13 protein-coding genes, 2 tRNA genes and 2 rRNA genes are annotated in these 18,389 nt (G+C 44.6%); 5 read left to right on the top strand and 12 right to left on the bottom strand.

Features of this window, described 5'->3' with window-relative positions:
• Positions 1-60: 60 nt before the first annotated feature.
• From pstB to MSG38_RS20165, 3 genes are all read right to left on the bottom strand, one after another.
• Positions 61-879 carry a phosphate ABC transporter ATP-binding protein PstB gene (gene pstB, locus MSG38_RS20175; protein WP_009848269.1) on the bottom strand — a complete coding sequence of 273 codons (819 nt, stop codon included), beginning with the start codon at positions 877-879 and terminating at the stop codon, positions 61-63.
• The gene (pstA, locus tag MSG38_RS20170; protein WP_017062529.1) at positions 880-2,589 is read right to left on the bottom strand and encodes a phosphate ABC transporter permease PstA; all 1,710 of its coding nucleotides are present in this window, start codon (positions 2,587-2,589) and stop codon (positions 880-882) included. It abuts the gene before it with no gap.
• A 111-nt stretch (positions 2,590-2,700) separates the two neighbouring features.
• The gene (locus MSG38_RS20165; protein WP_248402473.1) at positions 2,701-4,917 is read right to left on the bottom strand and encodes an ABC transporter permease subunit; all 2,217 of its coding nucleotides are present in this window, start codon (positions 4,915-4,917) and stop codon (positions 2,701-2,703) included.
• 200 nt (positions 4,918-5,117) lie between these two features.
• Here MSG38_RS20165 and ppk1 point away from each other — a divergent pair, with 200 nt between their 5' ends.
• Positions 5,118-7,214 carry a polyphosphate kinase 1 gene (gene ppk1, locus MSG38_RS20160; protein ID WP_248402472.1) on the top strand — a complete coding sequence of 699 codons (2,097 nt, stop codon included), beginning with the start codon at positions 5,118-5,120 and terminating at the stop codon, positions 7,212-7,214.
• On the top strand, positions 7,205-8,716 hold the full coding sequence (gene ppx / locus MSG38_RS20155) for an exopolyphosphatase (protein ID WP_248402471.1): 1,512 nt from the start codon (positions 7,205-7,207) through the stop codon (positions 8,714-8,716). Before ppk1 ends, ppx begins: the two co-directional genes overlap by 10 nt.
• 78 nt (positions 8,717-8,794) lie before the next feature.
• On the opposite strand, the gene MSG38_RS20150 is transcribed toward ppx, so the two are convergent.
• From MSG38_RS20150 to phoB, 3 genes are read right to left on the bottom strand one after another with little or no spacing between them, the layout of a single operon-like run.
• Positions 8,795-9,772: a phosphate ABC transporter substrate-binding protein gene (locus MSG38_RS20150; protein WP_248402470.1), complete on the bottom strand. Its 978-nt coding sequence runs from the start codon at positions 9,770-9,772 to the stop codon at positions 8,795-8,797.
• Positions 9,769-11,067 carry a phosphate regulon sensor histidine kinase PhoR gene (phoR, locus tag MSG38_RS20145; protein WP_019823041.1) on the bottom strand — a complete coding sequence of 433 codons (1,299 nt, stop codon included), beginning with the start codon at positions 11,065-11,067 and terminating at the stop codon, positions 9,769-9,771. The genes MSG38_RS20150 and phoR overlap by 4 nt, the downstream gene beginning before the upstream one ends.
• Before the next feature lie 33 nt (positions 11,068-11,100).
• A complete protein-coding gene (gene phoB, locus MSG38_RS20140; RefSeq protein WP_004735064.1) occupies positions 11,101-11,790 on the bottom strand; it encodes a phosphate regulon transcriptional regulator PhoB in 690 nt (229 codons plus the stop codon).
• Positions 11,791-11,984: 194 nt separating this feature from the next.
• Here phoB and rdgC point away from each other — a divergent pair, with 194 nt between their 5' ends.
• The 3 genes from rdgC to MSG38_RS20125 all read left to right on the top strand — a co-directional run bounded on the left by rdgC (position 11,985) and on the right by MSG38_RS20125 (position 14,798).
• Entirely contained in the window at positions 11,985-12,899 is a 915-nt protein-coding gene (gene rdgC, locus MSG38_RS20135; RefSeq protein ID WP_017062534.1) for a recombination-associated protein RdgC, read from the top strand.
• Between the two features lie 206 nt (positions 12,900-13,105).
• Entirely contained in the window at positions 13,106-14,509 is a 1,404-nt protein-coding gene (yegQ, locus tag MSG38_RS20130; protein WP_248402469.1) for a tRNA 5-hydroxyuridine modification protein YegQ, read from the top strand.
• A gap of 34 nt (positions 14,510-14,543) precedes the next feature.
• Complete coding sequence (locus MSG38_RS20125; RefSeq protein ID WP_004735061.1) at positions 14,544-14,798, top strand: YfhL family 4Fe-4S dicluster ferredoxin; 255 nt, start codon at positions 14,544-14,546, stop codon at positions 14,796-14,798.
• Positions 14,799-14,838: 40 nt separating this feature from the next.
• Here MSG38_RS20125 and MSG38_RS20120 read toward each other — a convergent pair whose 3' ends face one another.
• The 6 genes from MSG38_RS20120 to MSG38_RS20095 form a co-directional block, all read right to left on the bottom strand.
• Entirely contained in the window at positions 14,839-15,147 is a 309-nt protein-coding gene (locus MSG38_RS20120) for a hypothetical protein (RefSeq protein WP_048615188.1), read from the bottom strand.
• 274 nt (positions 15,148-15,421) lie between these two features.
• Entirely contained in the window at positions 15,422-16,261 is an 840-nt protein-coding gene (mepA, locus tag MSG38_RS20115) for a penicillin-insensitive murein endopeptidase (protein ID WP_248402468.1), read from the bottom strand.
• Between the two features lie 255 nt (positions 16,262-16,516).
• A tRNA-Trp gene (locus tag MSG38_RS20110) sits at positions 16,517-16,593 on the bottom strand.
• 35 nt (positions 16,594-16,628) lie between these two features.
• Positions 16,629-16,705 (bottom strand) — tRNA-Asp (locus tag MSG38_RS20105).
• A gap of 79 nt (positions 16,706-16,784) precedes the next feature.
• Positions 16,785-16,900, bottom strand: a 5S ribosomal RNA gene (rrf, locus tag MSG38_RS20100).
• 90 nt (positions 16,901-16,990) lie between these two features.
• Positions 16,991-18,389, bottom strand: a 23S ribosomal RNA gene (locus tag MSG38_RS20095); the annotation flags it as partial.

The following is an 18,389-nucleotide window of genomic DNA, read 5'->3' as shown; positions in this document are numbered from 1 at the left end:
AGAAATGAAGAAAGCCATTTTTGTAGAGTGACTTAGCTCTAGATGACACCTTTGTAGAGGTTAGCCATATCTACCAGTAATGTAGTCTTCCGTCTGGTTTTTCAATGGAGACGTAAAAATTGAGTCCGTATCTGAGTACTCGATCAGTTTTCCCATATGAATAAAGGCAGTATGGTCACTTACGCGCGCAGCTTGTTGCATGTTGTGGGTAACAATCACCACTGTGTATTGCGTTTTGAGATCGTTGATCAACTCTTCAATCGTCAAAGTAGAAATAGGATCCAGTGCCGATGTCGGCTCATCTAACAAAAGCACTTCAGGTTCAATCGCAACCGCACGAGCGATAACCAAACGCTGCTGTTGACCACCCGATAGGCCAAAAGCATTCTCATGCAAACGGTCTTTCACTTCATCCCATAACGCAGCAGCACGCAAAGAGCGCTCAACCGCATCATCAAGGTCTCGGCTGTTACTAACGCCTTGTAGCCTCAAGCCATAAACCACATTCTCATAGATAGATTTAGGAAAAGGGTTCGGACGCTGGAATACCATACCAACACGACGTCGTAAGGTCGCGACATCAACCTTAGGGTGATACACGTTCTTACCATGAAGCTTCACTTTGCCGGAAACCTTACAGCCTTCAACAAGATCATTCATGCGATTAATACAGCGCAGCAGAGTCGACTTACCACAGCCAGAAGGGCCGATAAAAGCCGTCACCTGCCCCTTCGGGATCTGCATCGAGATATCATCAAGTGCTTGGCTCTCTTTATAGTAAAGATTTAGCCCTTCAATCGAGATAGCAATTTGCTCATCCTTCAGGTTGTGAACATCAAGTGGTGCTTGGTAACCCAAGGTTTCATTAATCGAGAACATCTAATCTTGTCCTAAGGTTCGGTATTTTTCACGCAAGTTATTACGGATATTGATGGCAGTTAAGTTCAACCCAACAATCACCGTAACCAATAAAAATGAAGTCGCATATACTAAAGGTCGTGCCGCTTCGATATTAGAGGTTTGAAAACCAACATCATAGATATGAAAGCCTAAATGCATGAACTTTCTGTCTAAGTGTAGGTACGGGAACTGACCATCAACTGGCAAGCTGGATGCTAATTTCACAACACCCACCAGCATGAGTGGTGCAACTTCCCCCGCAGCTCTCGCGATTGCCAAAATCAAACCAGTGATAATCGCTGGGCTTGCCATCGGTAAAACAATGCGCCAAAGCGTCTCAAATTGAGTCGCACCAAGCGCTAATGAACCGTGCCTCACTGCACTAGGAATGCGCGTTAAGCCCTCTTCGGTGGTTACGATAACCACTGGAAGCGTCAAGACAGCTAAGGTTAGTGCTGACCAAAGTAGACCCGGCGTACCAAATGTCGGAGCGGGTAATCGCTCTGCATAAAACAACGTATCAATCGAGCCACCAATGGTATAAACGAAAAAGCCTAAACCAAAAACGCCATACACGATTGAAGGTACACCGGCTAGGTTGATAACAGCAATACGAATCAAGCGTGTCAGGGCGTTGTTTTTTGCGTATTCATGAAGATATATCGCAGCGACCACGCCAAGCGGCATCACGACAATCGACATGAGAATAACCAGCAAAACGGTGCCGAAGATCGCAGGAAACACACCGCCTTCAGAGTTTGAGTCTCGCGGATTCTCTGATAAGAACTTCCAAACTTGTTTACCCCAATGCCCAACCTTTTCTAGGTAAGACATATTATTTGGGTACCAATAATCCAGAATGTGACTGAGCGAAATCTCGACTAACTCGCCTGTCATATCCTCAACGAGTAAGCTTTCGACATTGAGCTGCGTTCTAAGGTGCTCAAGTTTAACTTCGGCTTCACCTAACTGGCGGTTTAATTCCAGTTTAGTTTGAGTATAGGTTTTTAGGTATTCATCACTCACTGACTCATTGAGTTCAAGCTTACGCTTTTCTAAGCGCAGGTTTTCCAATTGCCAGCTGATATTGCGAATTTCTTGGTTCACGACACGCGACGTTTCTTTACGTAATGTATCAGCGAACGCCAAGCCTTGTTCGAGCTTTTGGTCTATGTTCGAATCAAAGGTGCCAGAAGCGGTTTTAAAACCCACCGGCTTGCCAAAGAAATAACCACCTCGACTTCGTTCAATCACAACCCAATCAAGCGGGGTTGTTGGCTCACGTAAGTTAACATCCAGTATGGAAACAAAGTCCGCAGGGTACAGTTCTCTGTTGGCAACTTTGATGCTTAAGCGCTGTATTAGCCCAGTCGAGAGGTTTTGAGGCGACAAGAGGTCGTGTACTTGTGGAACTTGCTCTATCGGGATGTATTTTCGTTCATATAACTGACCAACCAATACATCTTGTTTTGATACGGTTTCGTCAAGATCGACCACGAGCGATAAGTCTTTGGAATCAACTTGCCATTGGTACAAAGGTGCGGGCCAAAAATAGGTTAAGCCCTTCCAACCAATCAGCAGCATTAGGCCAAGAACAGAAAGCATACTGATGCTCACCGCCCCACCCGTTAGCCAGATCCACGGAGAGCCCGATTTAACCCAAGATAATAATGACTTCAGTTTATTCATCATGATCGACCTTGCTCTCGACGTACTGAACTCAAAAAACTGAGAAGATCACGGGATACGCTAGCAAAACCACTAAAAGCCATTGATACACATTGAGGCAAACCTTTAAAACTACAGCGCACGATATTTATCTCTCAGTCTTTGTCTAACCCACTCAGCAACTGAGTTCACCGCGAATGTAAAGATAAACAGCAAGAGTGCAGCCAAGAACAGCAAGCGGAAATGAGAACCGCCCACTTCTGATTCTGGTAGCTCAACAGCAATCGTTGCCGATAACGTTCTCATCCCTTCCAAAATATTCCAGTCAAGAATTGGAGTGTTACCTGTCGCCATCAAGACGATCATGGTTTCACCAACTGCTCGCCCTAGGCCCATCATAACCGCAGAAAAGATACCTGGACTCGCCGTCAATAACACCACATAAATAAGCGTCTGCCACGCCGTAGCACCCAACGCTAATGAGCCATCAGATAAATGTTTAGGTACAGAGAAAATAGCATCTTCAGCAATCGTGAAAATCGTTGGGATGACCGCAAAGCCCATAGCAAAACCAACCACTAGCGCATTGCGTTGGTCAAAGTCGATACCATAGCTGGCCAAGAAGGTACGAATATCACCACCAAATAACAAGGCTTCAATGTTGTTTCCACCAGCAAACACCGCAACCACAGTAATCACCAATACCGGAATCAATATCAGAGCATGCCAACCATTAGAGAAGCGACCCGTTACCATCTTCGGTAAACAGAACCAAACAAGTCCAGTCAACAGTGTGCTCAGTGGCAATAGCACCATTAATGAGAAGACAGCCGTTAAATGCGTCTCGACGATTGGAGCAAACCAAAGCCCGGCCAAGAATCCGATGATCACGGTCGGAAGTGCTTCCATCAGTTCTATCGAAGGCTTCACCACTCTTCGCATGCGTGGAGACATGAAGTAAGCGGTGTAAATAGCTCCGAGCACAGCAACCGGCACGGCAAACATCATCGCAAACAGAGCGGCTTTAATAGTACCGAACGTGATAGGTACTAAACTGAATTTCTCTTCAAAGTCATCGTTCGCCGACGTTGATTGCCAAACGTATTGTGGCTCAGGGTAACTTTCATACCAGACCTTTTGCCAAAGCGATGAGAATGAGATCTGTGGGTATTCATTGTCGACTTTAGCCACACTGATGGTGCCATCAATCAGCGTCGCCAGATGCAGTTCATTAGCAGACATAGCGGCTAATTGTGGTGATTTATCAAAGGCTCGTTCAAACAACGACAGCTTTTCACTGGTCGTATAGTGGCTTTGTAATGTGCCGTTCTTATAGAAGCTATAAAACCCCTTTCTATAAGTATCAGGAAGAATAAATTGCACTTGTTCAGCTAGTTGGAAATCTCGAATATGGGTCAGGCTACGCTTTTCATCTTTGAGTACATCGAACCACTGAGAAACCTGTCCGTCCTCATGCGTAACCAACAACGAGTATGCACCAGAAAGTAAATCGATGCTTTTCACGGAATGCTTCGCATCATTTAAGCTAAGATCAATCACTTCACGAACATCAAAACCGTTATCTGATAGTTTCAAAACAACCAAATCCGATTGTGCTCGAAGGTACAAAGTTTGCCCATCAGGTGTGACAAGCAGTTGCTGTTGCAAGCCCAGCTTATCCGATAGCCATTGGCTCTTCTGAAAAACATACTGACCAGTAAGATCACTCTGATACCACTTAACCAAGACTCGTTGGTCACTTAACTGAGCGGCAACCGTAATCCCACGTCCATTTTTAGAGAACGCGAATTTGTCGATCGTCGCCCCATTTGATGATTCATCATTTAAAAACGGTTCAGGGAGAGTGATTTGCTCAATTTTAGGTTCGGCTTCGCTGCCCTTTTTCAGCACAGGCGCACTATACTCAGGATAGAAAAAAGTAAGATTGCTTGCGCTGTCGGCAAAGGCAAACCAGTTTTCAGATGGGGTGTTTCGAGAAAAGGCGATGGGGTTGGCTACAACATCACGCTCAAAGTAAGAGTGTGTATTTTGAGACTCTAAATCCCAAAACTGTACCAAACCGGATTTTTCGATAGTAAATGCATGTTGACCATATTCATCAACTGATAAGACGATAGGCTCTTCTACGGCAACGGTCTTTACGGCTTGGTCTGTCTCTAAACCAGTATCTGAAAATACCGGTAAAATGACCATTGCCAAGTAAACAAAGATCAATACTAGGGCAGCTAGAACACTGACCGCGCCACATGTCACCGAAAAACGGACGAGACGATCTTTCAACCATCTTTTTTTGTCGCGATCTTTCAATGAAAATTGGGCTGAAGCCATCTGTTTATCTACCTTTTTTTAGCTACTGACATAATATGTACGTTAGATGACAATTATATTACAAGTTACGTTAAACAACTGAAACTAATAACAAGTTTGTTAGCCATATTTCTTAAAGTAAGATCATAGATTTTGTGAGTTTTGCCATTCTAATTTAAAGTAATCAGCTCTATAGCCAGTACTCAAGGATTCTCATCTCGATGGAAAAAGACTATGTCACAAAAGAACTTAGCTGGTTATCCTTCAACGAAAGAGTGCTCCAAGAAGCGGCAGATAAGTCAGTCCCCTTAATCGAAAGAGTTCGTTTTTTAGGTATTTACTCGAAAAACCTCGATGAGTTTTACAAAGTCCGATTTTCTGACGTGAAGCGAAAGATCTTACTTCAAGATCCACAGCTAACCTCCAACTCACCGAAAACCTTACTGACTCAAATGCAGAGTAAAGCGAGCAAGCTCGATGCTCAATTCCATGAACTGTATAACGACTTGCTATTGGAATTGGTACGCAATCGTATTTTTCTGGTCAACGAACAACAAATCAGCGAAGAACAAAGTGGCTGGATAAAAAAGTACTTTAAGAAAAAAGTGCTGCCACACTTAACGCCGCTTCTCTTGAACGAAGATAGCCAGTTACTCAATATTCTCAAAGACGAACAAAGTTACTTAGCGATCGACATCGAGCGTGAGGCATCTTCTCAATATGTCTTACTCGAGATCCCATCAGAGGCACTCCCTCGATTTGTTAAGTTACCGGAAGCTTCGGGTTCGCAGCGTACAACTTTGATCTTGTTAGATAATATAGTTCGATTTTGTTTGGATGACTTGCTTAAAGGATTCTTTGAGTATGACTCATTACGTTGTTTTGCGATAAAAATGACACGTGATGCCGATTATGACCTTCAAGAAGACAATGAAAATAACCTATTAGAATCGATGTCTTTAGGTTTAGAGCAGCGCTTAACGGCACTGCCGATCCGTCTGATCTATGAGTCAGAGATGCCCGCTGAAATGCTCAACTTCTTACAAGTCAGACTTAAACTGTCTGACTATGACAGTGTCATCGCTGGTGGTCGCTATCATAACTTCAAACATTTCTCTGAGTTTCCAAGCCTTAATCGACGTGATTTAATTAATCGCCCACTGCCCGCGATTAAGTGCGCGCATTTCAGCCATTACCCAAACTATTTCGAAGCGATCAAAGCTCGCGACATCTTACTGCATTACCCTTATCACACCTTTAGCCACATCACTGAACTTGTTAGGCAGGCTTCCTTTGACCCGAAGGTAACCTCCATCAAAATAAACGTTTACCGTGTTGCAGAGGGCTCAAAACTCCTCAGCTCGATCATCGATGCGGCGCACAATGGCAAAAAAGTCACTGTGGTTGTCGAGCTGCAGGCCCGCTTTGATGAGCAAGCCAATATTCAATGGACCAAGAAACTTCAAGAAGCAGGTGTAAAAGTCATTCATGGCATCCCTAGTTTGAAGATCCATTCCAAGCTGCTGCTCATCAAACGAAAAGAAGGCAAGCATACAGAGCATTATGCCCATATTGGCACTGGCAACTTTCATGAAGTGACAGCGCGCGTTTATACCGATTTTTCTCTGCTCACTGCGAATGAAGATTTGACTCAAGAGGTGAGGCAAGTCTTTAAGTATATTGAAAATCCTTATCAAAAGTCACAGTTCAAACAACTGATTGTGTCACCGAAGAATACAAGAAAACGTCTGTATCAGTTGATAGATAATGAAATACAAAATGCGATAGAAGGTAAGCCTGCGAGCATCACTCTAAAACTCAACAACTTGGTCGATCGAGAGATCATTGAAAAGCTCTATCAGGCTAGCCAAGCCAATGTAAAAGTGAGAATGGTCATTCGCGGCATGTGCTCTCTTGTCCCTGGCATACCCAACATCAGTGATCATATTGAGATAGTCAGTGTGGTCGATCGTTTCCTCGAACACCCTAGAGTGATGATATTTGGTAATGCTGGAAAGCCGAAAGTCTATATATCTTCTGCTGACTGGATGACACGAAACTTTGATCACCGCATCGAAGTTGCAGCCCCAATTTTAGATCCAAAGATCAAGCAAACCATTATCGATATCACCGAGTTTCATTTCGATGACAGCAACAAAGCTCGAGTACTAAATCAATCGATGAGCAACCCTTACATACAACCACCAGCAAACCCACTTGATTACCCGACGTCACAACTCTCCACTTACCACTATATTAAACGTATGGAGAAACTTGCTCGCAAGAAGTACAAACAAGAGAAGAAATCATGCCGCTAATTGATAACAAACATTCTCGATGTATTGCCGCTATCGACTTGGGTTCGAACAGCTTTCACATGGTGGTTGCCCGGGTATTCGATCAACACCTGCAATTAGTCAGCAGACACAAACAGAAAGTGAGATTAGGTGATGGATTGGATGAACGTAACTTCCTATCTGAAAGCGCTATCGAGCGAGGCCTAGAATGCCTCAAAGTGTTCGCAGAACGACTGGCGGATTTTGAGCTTGATGATGTCAGAGTTGTTGCGACTCATACCCTAAGAAAAGCCAAAAACGCTAAAGACTTCTTAGAGCAAGCCAAACCACTGTTTCCTTTTCCAATAGAGATCATTTCCGGTCAAGAAGAAGCTCGAATAATCTATAACGGTGTAGAACACACTCAAACCGCTTCTGAATCTAAGTTGGTTATTGATATCGGTGGTGGCAGTACCGAACTCGTCGCCGGACAAGGTTTTACCCCCCTAATTATGCGCAGTTTACCGATGGGATGCGTCAACTTCACCCAACGTTTCTTTGCTGACGAAGGGCTAACTTCACAACACTTCTCAGATGCTTATACCGCAGCTACTCGTCTATTGATGCCATTGATTGAAGAATACACAAAAGCCACTTGGGAAATCGCTTTTGGCTCATCAGGGACTGCTAAATCAATAAAAGAGGTACTCATTGGCTTAGGGTTCACCGACGGTCTCATTACGCCCCAACGCCTGTCTTATTTGAAGAATCACTTATGTGAATTTTCATTATCCAACACCTTAAATCTTTCAGGCTTAAGTGATGAGAGAAAGCCTGTGTTTGCTGCTGGCGTCACCATTCTTTCAGCAGCCATGGATACGCTAGACATCAAGGAGTTACATTTTTCTGATGGTGCCCTGAGAGAAGGCGTTCTTTATGACATGGAGGATCGATTTAAAGATATTGATGTTCGAACAAGAACTGCCGAAACGCTCGTCTCTCGATACCATGTAGACGTAACTCATGGCGAGAAAGTGAAAGTACTCGCTCTTGCATTGCTGAAACAAGTGCAACCTCAGGTGACAACTGCGGTCACTAATGAGCTGTATGGGTTGCTTGGTTGGGCTGCATTACTTCATGAGGTAGGACAAAGCATTGCATTCCAAGGCTATCACCGCCATTCGGCTTATCTACTGAAGCACACGACAATGCCAGGATTTAATACTGAGCAACAACGTCTTATATCAACATTGGTTCGCTATCAAAGAAAAGCGCTCAAGCTACAAGATTTGCCGGAACTTTCTCTGTTTACTCAGCAACAAGTCACCCTGCTGGTTCGTATATTGAGACTCGCTATCTTACTCAACCGTCAGCGAAATCAAGCACTGGCCCCAGACGTAACTCTAACGATTGAACAACAGGATAACTGGGAATTGAAAGGATCTAACAGCGATTGGTTGGCCCAAAACCAACTGCTTGATTGTGAACTCAGAGAAGAGCAACAACGTTGGCAAAATGCAGGATGGTCGTTGAAGCTAAAATAACGAACAGTCAAAATAAAAACAGCCTGCGACATCGCAAGCTGTTCATACGTTTCTTATCTAAGTTTATCGTAGCCTCAATTAGAGCCCGACTTTTGCCAACTCTTGCTCTGCGAACTCAGACGGTATTGCTAAATAGCCATCTTTCTCTACAAGTTCTTGTCCTTGCTTTGAGAACACAAAAGTGAGGAACTCTCTCTCAACGGGAGAAAGCGGTTTATCTGGGTGTTTGTTCACGTATACATAAAGAAAGCGTGATAGAGGGTAATCACCACTCAAGATATTCGCTCGAGTCGGCTCTACGTAATCAGAGCCATGCTCAGCAATAGGAATTAACTTAACGCCAGCGACACGATAGCCAATACCTGAGTAACCTATGCCGCTAATTGATGATGCGACCGACTGTACAACCGATGCAGAACCTGGCTGCTCATTGACTCGGTTCTTAAAGTCACCACCACATAATGCGTTTTGTTTGAAATAGCCATAGGTTCCCGAAACAGAATTGCGCCCAAACAACTGGAATCGATGCTTCGCCCAAGGTTGGTCGACGCCTAGATCTTGCCAATCATTGAGCGGTTTAGTCGCACCACAGCGTAATGTCTCTGAAAAGATGCCATCAATCTGAGGAAAGTTGAGCCCCTCAATAGGGTTATCACGGTGCACAAAAAGTCCAATCGCATCGATCGCAACTCGCAGTGCTGTCGGTTTATAACCATGTTCTCTTTCAAATGCCTCTACTTCTCGCAAGCGCATCGGACGACTCATAGGCCCTAGATGAGCTGTGCCTTCGGTTAATGCAGGAGGCGCAGTAGAAGAACCAGATGCTTGGACTTGAGCGTTAACGTTCGGGTAGTAAGATTTAAACTCTTCCATCCATAACGTCGTCATTCCCGCTAAGGTATCTGAACCTACCGATAATAAGCTCCCAGAAATGCCCGGAACCTTAGAGTAATTAGGAAGAGAATTAACACTCTGTTCGGCATGAACAGGGTTAACCAAAGCAAACGCTAATATTGAGATGACTGACAAACGCATCCTGTGTGTCAAACAACTCATGACACTGTCAGTCGATTTGGCAATGTGAAATGGAATCGACTGCCGACCCCCACCTCACTTTGAATTTCTAAATGTGAGTCATGGTGACTAAGCGCATGTTTCACAATCGCCAATCCAAGACCACTACCACCCGTATCACGTGAGCGTGCTTTATCTACACGATAGAAACGCTCTGTGAGTCGATGTAAGTGTTGTGGCTCGATACCGTCTCCGGTGTCTGACACATCTAAACATGCACCTTGACTGGTCTGGTACCAACGCACTTTCACCGTCGCGCCCGGTGGTGTGTATTTCACTGCGTTGTAAACCAGATTCGATATCGCACTTCTCAACTGATCTTCATCAGCGAGAACGCGTAGGCTCTTATCGATATCAAACTCAAGCTTATGCTCTCGATCACCACTTAGGCTTGCCGCTTCTTTTTCAAGAACCTCAAGCATCGCCGGAACGTTCACCACTTCATCGAGCTCATGCATTGGCGCAGCTTCGATTTTTGAAAGTGTTAATAGCTGATTGACCAGACTGTTCATGCGATTCAATTGCTCTGTCATCACACCATGAGCCTTAGGCCACATAGGGCCAACGACCATGTCTGGATCTTCCGTCATTTCAAGGTAACCCTGAAGTACGGTCATTGGAGTACGTAGCTCGTGAGAAACGTTAGCAAAGAAGTTACGACGCATGCCTTCTAGCTGCTTTAGCTGAGTAACATCACGTACAACCATTAGGTGTTCACCTTCGGTATACGGCACGATACGAAGCTCAAGCATGCGCTCTACGTTAAGTGGCGAAGGCATTTCTAACGGTTCTGAAAAGTCTTGTTTATTAAGATACTTGATGAAGTCCGGCGTGCGGATCAAGTTAGAAATCGGTTGTCCTGAGTCGTCTGGCCAGCGAAACCCAAGTAAGTACTGAGCTAGCTTGTTACACCAAACGATATTCCCTTCTCCACGAAATACCACAACGGCATCGGGAAGGGATTCCGCACCGTTTCTGAAACGGCGAATAAGGTTGGTCAGCTCTTTACGTTTGCGACGCTGTCTCTGCTGCATACGATAAATACCGTTGAACAAAGATTCCCAGTTCCCAGAACCTGATGGTGGCGTTAGACGCTTCTCATCCCACAACCATGCGGACAAACGCATTTGATTATGTAGATGCCAGCCGAGCTGCAATACTGTAGCAGCCAGCAGTAACCAAGGTAGGTAGCCGAATATCCATCCAACTAAAACCCAAGGTGCGTAAAAAAAAGCCAGCTCCCAAGCCAGCTTTTTCCAAGTTAACTTTTCAACCATTCAGGACTCCGTAAACTGGGTAGCGAAGCCACACTAAGCCTTTGTAGAAAAACGGTAGCCCGCGCCGCGAACCGTTTGGATTAGCTTGTCGTGACCTGCAGATTCAAGTGCTTTACGCAGGCGTCGAATATGTACGTCAACGGTACGGTCTTCAACGTAAACGTTGGTGCCCCAAACGTTATTCAGCAGTTGCTCTCGGCTGTACACACGCTCTTGGTGTGTCATAAAGAAGTGCAACATTTTGAACTCTGTTGGTCCCATATCAACCGGACCTTCGCTTGCGGTAACGCGGTGAGATACAGGGTCTAACTTAAGGCCTTGCACATCAATCACGTCTTCCAGTGCGGTAGGCGTTACACGGCGAATAACCGCTTTCAGGCGAGCGACAAGCTCTTTTGGTGAAAATGGCTTGGTGATGTAATCATCAGCGCCTACTTCTAAACCACGAACCTTATCTTCTTCTTCGCCACGAGCCGTTAGCATCACCACTGGGATGTTGCGAGTTAACTCTTCACGCTTCATGTGCTTGATAAAGTTTATCCCGCTACCACCAGGTAGCATCCAATCTAGTAATACTAGATCTGGGAAAGGTTCACATAGCTTGTTTACCGCTGTATCGTAATCTTCAGCCTCTACTGCTTGGTAGCCTTTTTGTTCAAGCACGAAACACAGCATCTCACGAATAGGTGCTTCATCTTCAACGACCAGAATCCTTCTCGACATAATTGAATAGCCTTTGTATTTAATCAACGCATTGCATTATCTGAGTTAATTATGACACTTTTGTGACCTTTGAAAACAAATTTTCATATAACTGTCTCAAACATTTCACTTTATAACTTTTGATACAGAGCTAGGGACAAATCGAATTAGATCTCATATCATGAAGCACTTCTAAAAAGGTATGAGAAAAATATATGTGGTTTAAAAATTGCCTAGTCTATCGCTTCAACCGTGATATTGATTTCAACGCAGATCAGCTAGAGAAACAACTTGAAGAATTCCGCTTTACTCCTTGTGGTAGCCAAGACAAACAGAAGTTTGGTTGGGTGCACGCAATGGGTAGACATGGCGATATGATGACGCACGTATCAGAAAACCGCATTCTTATCTGTGCAAAGAAAGAAGAGAAAATGCTACCCGCTTCTGTGATCAAAGAATCACTGAACGCAAAAGTAGAAACGCTTGAGGCAGAGTCTGGCACACCTCTGAAAAAGAAAGAGAAAGACAGCCTAAAAGAAGACATCATCATTGACCTACTTCCTCGTGCATTTAGCCGCAGCAACTTCACTTACGCGCTGATCATGCCAAAAGAAGGTTTCATTGTGGTTGATGCGAGCAGCTACAAAAAAGCAGAAGATGTATTAGCATTGCTACGTAAGACAATGGGTAGCCTGCCCGTAGTGCCAGCTATTCCAGAGCAAGCGATCGAAACGACTCTTACAGAATGGGTGAAATCAGGTGATACGCCTCAAGGCATCACTATGCTTGATGAAGCAGAACTAAAATCTATTCAAGAAGACGGCGGTATTGTTCGAGTTAAGAAACAAGAACTAGAAGCTGATGAGATTAAAAACCACATCGAAGCCAATAAGATGGTGACGAAACTTCTTATCAACTGGCAAGACCGTATTGAATTCATTCTTGCTGAAGATGGCAGCATCAAGCGCCTAAAATTCAGTGATGAGCTCAAAGACGAAAACGACGATATTCCTCGTGAAGATCAAGCTGCGCGTTTTGATGCAGACTTCTCTCTACTTTGTGGTGAGTTCAGTGTTTTCCTTCCAAACCTATTTGAATCATTAGGCGGGTTAACTCAACCTAACGCTTAATCAGTCAAACTATAAGCTCAGGTGCTAACGGTATCTGGGCTTATTTCTCACTAAGTTCTCACTTATATCGGTCTCTCTACCCTCTTGTTAATGTCATTGCTATCTTTAGGGCTATCAACCAAACTCATTTTAGCGTAAAATTTGCGCCCCTTTGATATCACTTGGTGGTATCAACCTGACTTGAGATCAGATTAGAGAACGAAGCAATGACTACACAAAAACCATTTGTACCTGAACTATTATCACCGGCAGGAAGCCTCAAAAACATGCGTTACGCATTCGCCTACGGCGCAGATGCAGTATACGCAGGCCAGCCACGTTACAGCCTTCGCGTTCGTAACAACGAGTTCAATCACGAAAACCTACAAATTGGTATCGATGAAGCTCATGCCCAAGGCAAAAAGTTATATGTTGTATGTAACATTCAGCCGCACAACTCTAAATTAAAAACATTCATTCGCGACCTTAAACCAGTTGTAGATATGGGCCCTGACGCGCTTATCATGTCAGATCCTGGTCTTATCATGATGGTTCGTGAAGCCTTCCCTGAAATGCCAATCCACCTTTCGGTTCAAGCAAACGCAGTAAACTGGGCGACAGTTAAGTTCTGGTCAACCCAAGGCGTTGAGCGTGTAATCCTATCTCGTGAGCTATCGCTTGAAGAGATCGAAGAGATTCGCGAACACTGCCCAGAAACAGAGCTAGAGATCTTTGTTCACGGTGCTCTTTGCATGGCTTACTCAGGCCGTTGCCTGCTTTCTGGTTACATGAACAAACGCGATCCAAACCAAGGTACTTGCACGAACGCTTGCCGCTGGGAATACAAAACAGAAGCAGCGAAAGAAGACGAAAACGGTCAGATCGTTGAAGCTAATCCAACTGGTGTCGCTATTCAAGAAGTTGAAGTTCAAGATGAACGTCCAGACAACACACTAGGTCTTGGTAAACCAACAGACGAAGTGGTTCTGCTTTCTGAATCACACAAGCCAGAAGAGAAAATGGCAGCGTTTGAAGATGAGCATGGTACTTACATCATGAACTCAAAAGACCTTCGTGCAATCCAACACGTTGAGCGCCTAACTAAGATGGGGGTTCACTCTCTCAAAATTGAAGGTCGTACTAAGTCTTTCTACTACTGTGCACGTACTGCTCAGGTTTACCGTAAAGCTATTGACGATGCAGTGGCAGGCAAGCCATTCGATGAAAGCCTAATGGGTACCTTAGAGAGCCTAGCTCACCGTGGTTACACTGAAGGCTTCTTACGTCGCCATACACACGATACATACCAAAACTACGAGTACGGTTACTCTATCTCTGATACTCAACAGTTTGTTGGTGAGTTCACAGGCAAACGCCGTGACGACCTAGCGGAAGTCGAAGTGAAGAACAAGTTTCTAGTAGGCGACAGCTTAGAAATGATGACACCGAAAGGTAACGTTGTTTTCAAACTGGAAGTTATGGAAAACCGTAAATCTGAAGCGGTCGACGATGCGAAAGGTAACGGTCACTTTGTATTTATTCCTGTACCAGCAGATCTAGATCTAGAGTACGGCTTACTGATGCGTAACTTGAGCGAAGGCCAAGATACACGTAACGCATCAGGCAAATAATTTTCACTTAAGCGACTTACTTGAGAAGAAAACAATGGCTCTGTTAATTACTGACAAGTGCATAAACTGCGATATGTGTGATCCTGAATGCCCAAATGGTGCAATCACTATGGGTGACAGTATCTTCGAGATCGATCCAGATTTATGTACAGAGTGTAAAGGTCACTATGAAAAGCCAACATGTCAGTCAGTGTGCCCGATTACAAAATGCATAATCACTGACCCAAACCATATTGAAACTGATGACGAGCTACTCGAGAAGTTTGTTATCATTCAAGGCTTGACCTAAAAAAGAAAGGTTCAACTTAACCATAAGTTGAACCTTTTTTTTATCCTGATTTCTCGATTGGATAAATATTGCAGAAGAGCTCTTTTTCAAATTGATATTCGAGTCGTTCTCGCCAGTTTATTGATTGAGCTATCGGAACAAGATAAAAGTTTTCCCTGCCGGTATCGGTCACAAATGCCATTCCATACTGCATCAATTCGTAATGAACATCATTTACGAAGCTAGGGTCTAAACGCTGTCTGCCTGTCAGTTGGGTAATGTCATCTCTCGAAATAGAAATACCCGAGCTTTCAGCGTTGAATCTATGTCTTAGCCATTCTGAAAATTCCTTTGCACAAATCATAGTCATAGTCTTATCCTTGAATTATCTATCGACGGGTATCAGACTCTGATTTCGTATACTGCATATAAGCCGCATCTTTCACCCCAAAAACACTCTATCCCTGACCAAACCTTGTCAAATTCGTCATCGCCTTTGCTGATATCGTTATTGGTTTTATCAATATCAAACGATGTTCTTAATCTCGTGTTTATAAACTCTAGACAAAAGTGTGATATTTCTCCAGTTTTAGAGTCGAGAAAACCAGTGGCAGTACCACTGTAAAAATCCTCGATGAACAGGATTACTTATTCGATATCAAGGCCAAACACTGACTTGGCATCACTTTAACTTTTTTCTTTTTCTTAGTTTTCGCTACTTTTTTAGGAAGTGGAACTGGAACAGTCTTTGGAGCCCAACTAGCAAGTTCATCTCCACAACCATCACCTTTAGGAGGGCTCGCTTGAGCTATGCAGTTTGAACTGCCTTCAGGACACTTTAAACGAACGTGGAAGTGGGAGTGGTGGCCCCACCAAGGTCTTATTTTGCCTAACCAAGCTCTATCATTAGCGTCAGAGTTTTCTTGTTCACAAAGAGTTTGCTTGATCACTGGATGAACAAAAATACGCACCACTTTTTCATCTTTCGCCGCATAACGAATAACTTGAAAATGATCATCGGTCCAATTCGATTGACGCAATTTGTAGTTGGTAAGATCCACGACGCTCACAGGTTTAGGCACGGCTAACTCATTCTCTGACAACCTCTTACTGGTTAACCTTAGCCATATATCAATATCTAACCCTGTTTGATGACTTGAATGACCTGAAGAAAAGCGCCCTCCTCTGGGAAGAGAAATATCACCAACCAATAAATTAGTATTGAGTATCTCGCTGGTCGTGACTCCCAACCTCTCAATAAACTTTATAGCTTCTGTATGGCCATAGTAGCGCTCTCTTTGAGGGCGAATGATCTGATACCCCAAACCATTAATAGGCAAAGCCTGCGCGCCGTCTAGACAGCCATTGGCATAGCTTCCAATTGATGAGGGTGAATTTTTAGTAGGGTAACTCTCTTTCTCCCACGAAGTTGCTGATAGAGAAAATGAACAAAAGAATACTACCAGTGCAAAAAAGAACCCCATAATAATCCCAAATTACTGACGCTTACTCATTATATTAGTCGCCATTTAGGATTAGGTGCATATCGTATTTAAGTTTTTGGTAGTAGCTAGTGAATTAGATGGGTTAACGCTTTAAAACAGGAAAGGGGAAAACAGAAAAATGTCGCTATTGATGAATGATGAAGCGGAATGGCTGTTTATGCCAAGCTACCTTCTGTAACTTATCAAAATCCAGAAAGCAAAAAGGCTCTAGTCTTTCGACTAGAGCCTTAAATATGGCAGGGGTGGAGAGATTCGAACTCCCAACACGCGGATTTGGAATCCGCTGCTCTGCCAATTGGAGCTACACCCCTATTTTCAGTTTTAAAGAGCTGAAACTCTGAATAAGTGGCGGAGTGGACGGGACTCGAACCCGCGACCCCCGGCGTGACAGGCCGGTATTCTAACCAACTGAACTACCACTCCGCAGTGGAATACTTGTCGTCGCTGACAAGTGTTCAAACTTTTTGTCTTCACTTTTCAAAAAAGTGAAAATAAATTTGGAGCCTGGCGATGTCCTACTCTCACATGGGGAAGCCCCACACTACCATCGGCGCTATTGTGTTTCACTTCTGAGTTCGGCATGGAATCAGGTGGGTCCACAATGCTATGGTCGCCAAGCAAATTTTAAAATTCGGAAAACTGATTTAAAAGTCTCTTCAAACTCATTCAAGGTCTGTCTTTGAGTCCACAAAACCCCTTGGGTGTTGTATGGTTAAGCCTCACGGGCAATTAGTACAGGTTAGCTCAATGCCTCGCAGCACTTACACACCCTGCCTATCAACGTCGTAGTCTACGACAACCCTTTAGGACGCTTATAGCGCCAGGGAAAACTCATCTCAAGGCTCGCTTCCCGCTTAGATGCTTTCAGCGGTTATCGATTCCGAACTTAGCTACCGGGCAATGCCATTGGCATGACAACCCGAACACCAGAGGTTCGTCCACTCCGGTCCTCTCGTACTAGGAGCAGCCCCTTTCAATTTTCCAACGCCCACGGCAGATAGGGACCGAACTGTCTCACGACGTTCTAAACCCAGCTCGCGTACCACTTTAAATGGCGAACAGCCATACCCTTGGGACCGACTTCAGCCCCAGGATGTGATGAGCCGACATCGAGGTGCCAAACACCGCCGTCGATATGAACTCTTGGGCGGTATCAGCCTGTTATCCCCGGAGTACCTTTTATCCGTTGAGCGATGGCCCTTCCATTCAGAACCACCGGATCACTATGACCTGCTTTCGCACCTGCTCGAATTGTCATTCTCGCAGTCAAGCGGGCTTATGCCATTGCACTAACCACACGATGTCCAACCGTGTTTAGCCCACCTTCGTGCTCCTCCGTTACTCTTTGGGAGGAGACCGCCCCAGTCAAACTACCCACCAGGCACTGTCCGTAATCCCGATTCAGGGACCAACGTTAGAACATCAAAACTACAAGGGTGGTATTTCAAGGACGACTCCACCACATCTAGCGACGCGGTTTCAAAGTCTCCCACCTATCCTACACATGTAGGTTCAATGTTCAGTGCCAAGCTGTAGTAAAGGTTCACGGGGTCTTTCCGTCTAGCCGCGGGTACACTGCATCTTCACAGCGATTTCAATTTCACTGAGTCTCGGGTGGAGACAGCGTGGCCATCATTACGCCATTCGTGCAGGTCGGAACTTACCCGACAAGGAATTTCGCTACCTTAGGACCGTTATAGTTACGGCCGCCGTTTACCGGGGCTTCGATCAAGAGCTTCGACCGAAGTCTAACCCCATCAATTAACCTTCCGGCACCGGGCAGGCGTCACACCGTATACGTCATCTTACGATTTTGCACAGTGCTGTGTTTTTAATAAACAGTTGCAGCCACCTGGTATCTGCGACTCTCGTCTGCTCCATCCGCAAGGGACTTCACTGATAAGAGCGTACCTTCTCCCGAAGTTACGGTACCATTTTGCCTAGTTCCTTCACCCGAGTTCTCTCAAGCGCCTTGGTATTCTCTACCCGACCACCTGTGTCGGTTTGGGGTACGATTCCTTACAATCTGAAGCTTAGAGGCTTTTCCTGGAAGCATGGCATCAATGACTTCACTACCGTAGTAGCTCGACATCGTATCTCAGCGTTA

This window comes from Vibrio sp. 1CM24A, assembly GCF_023161725.1.
Lineage (GTDB): Bacteria > Pseudomonadota > Gammaproteobacteria > Enterobacterales > Vibrionaceae > Vibrio > Vibrio coralliirubri.
Note: the sequence above shows the minus strand (reverse complement) of the source record. Positions and strands in the feature narration are given on the sequence as shown.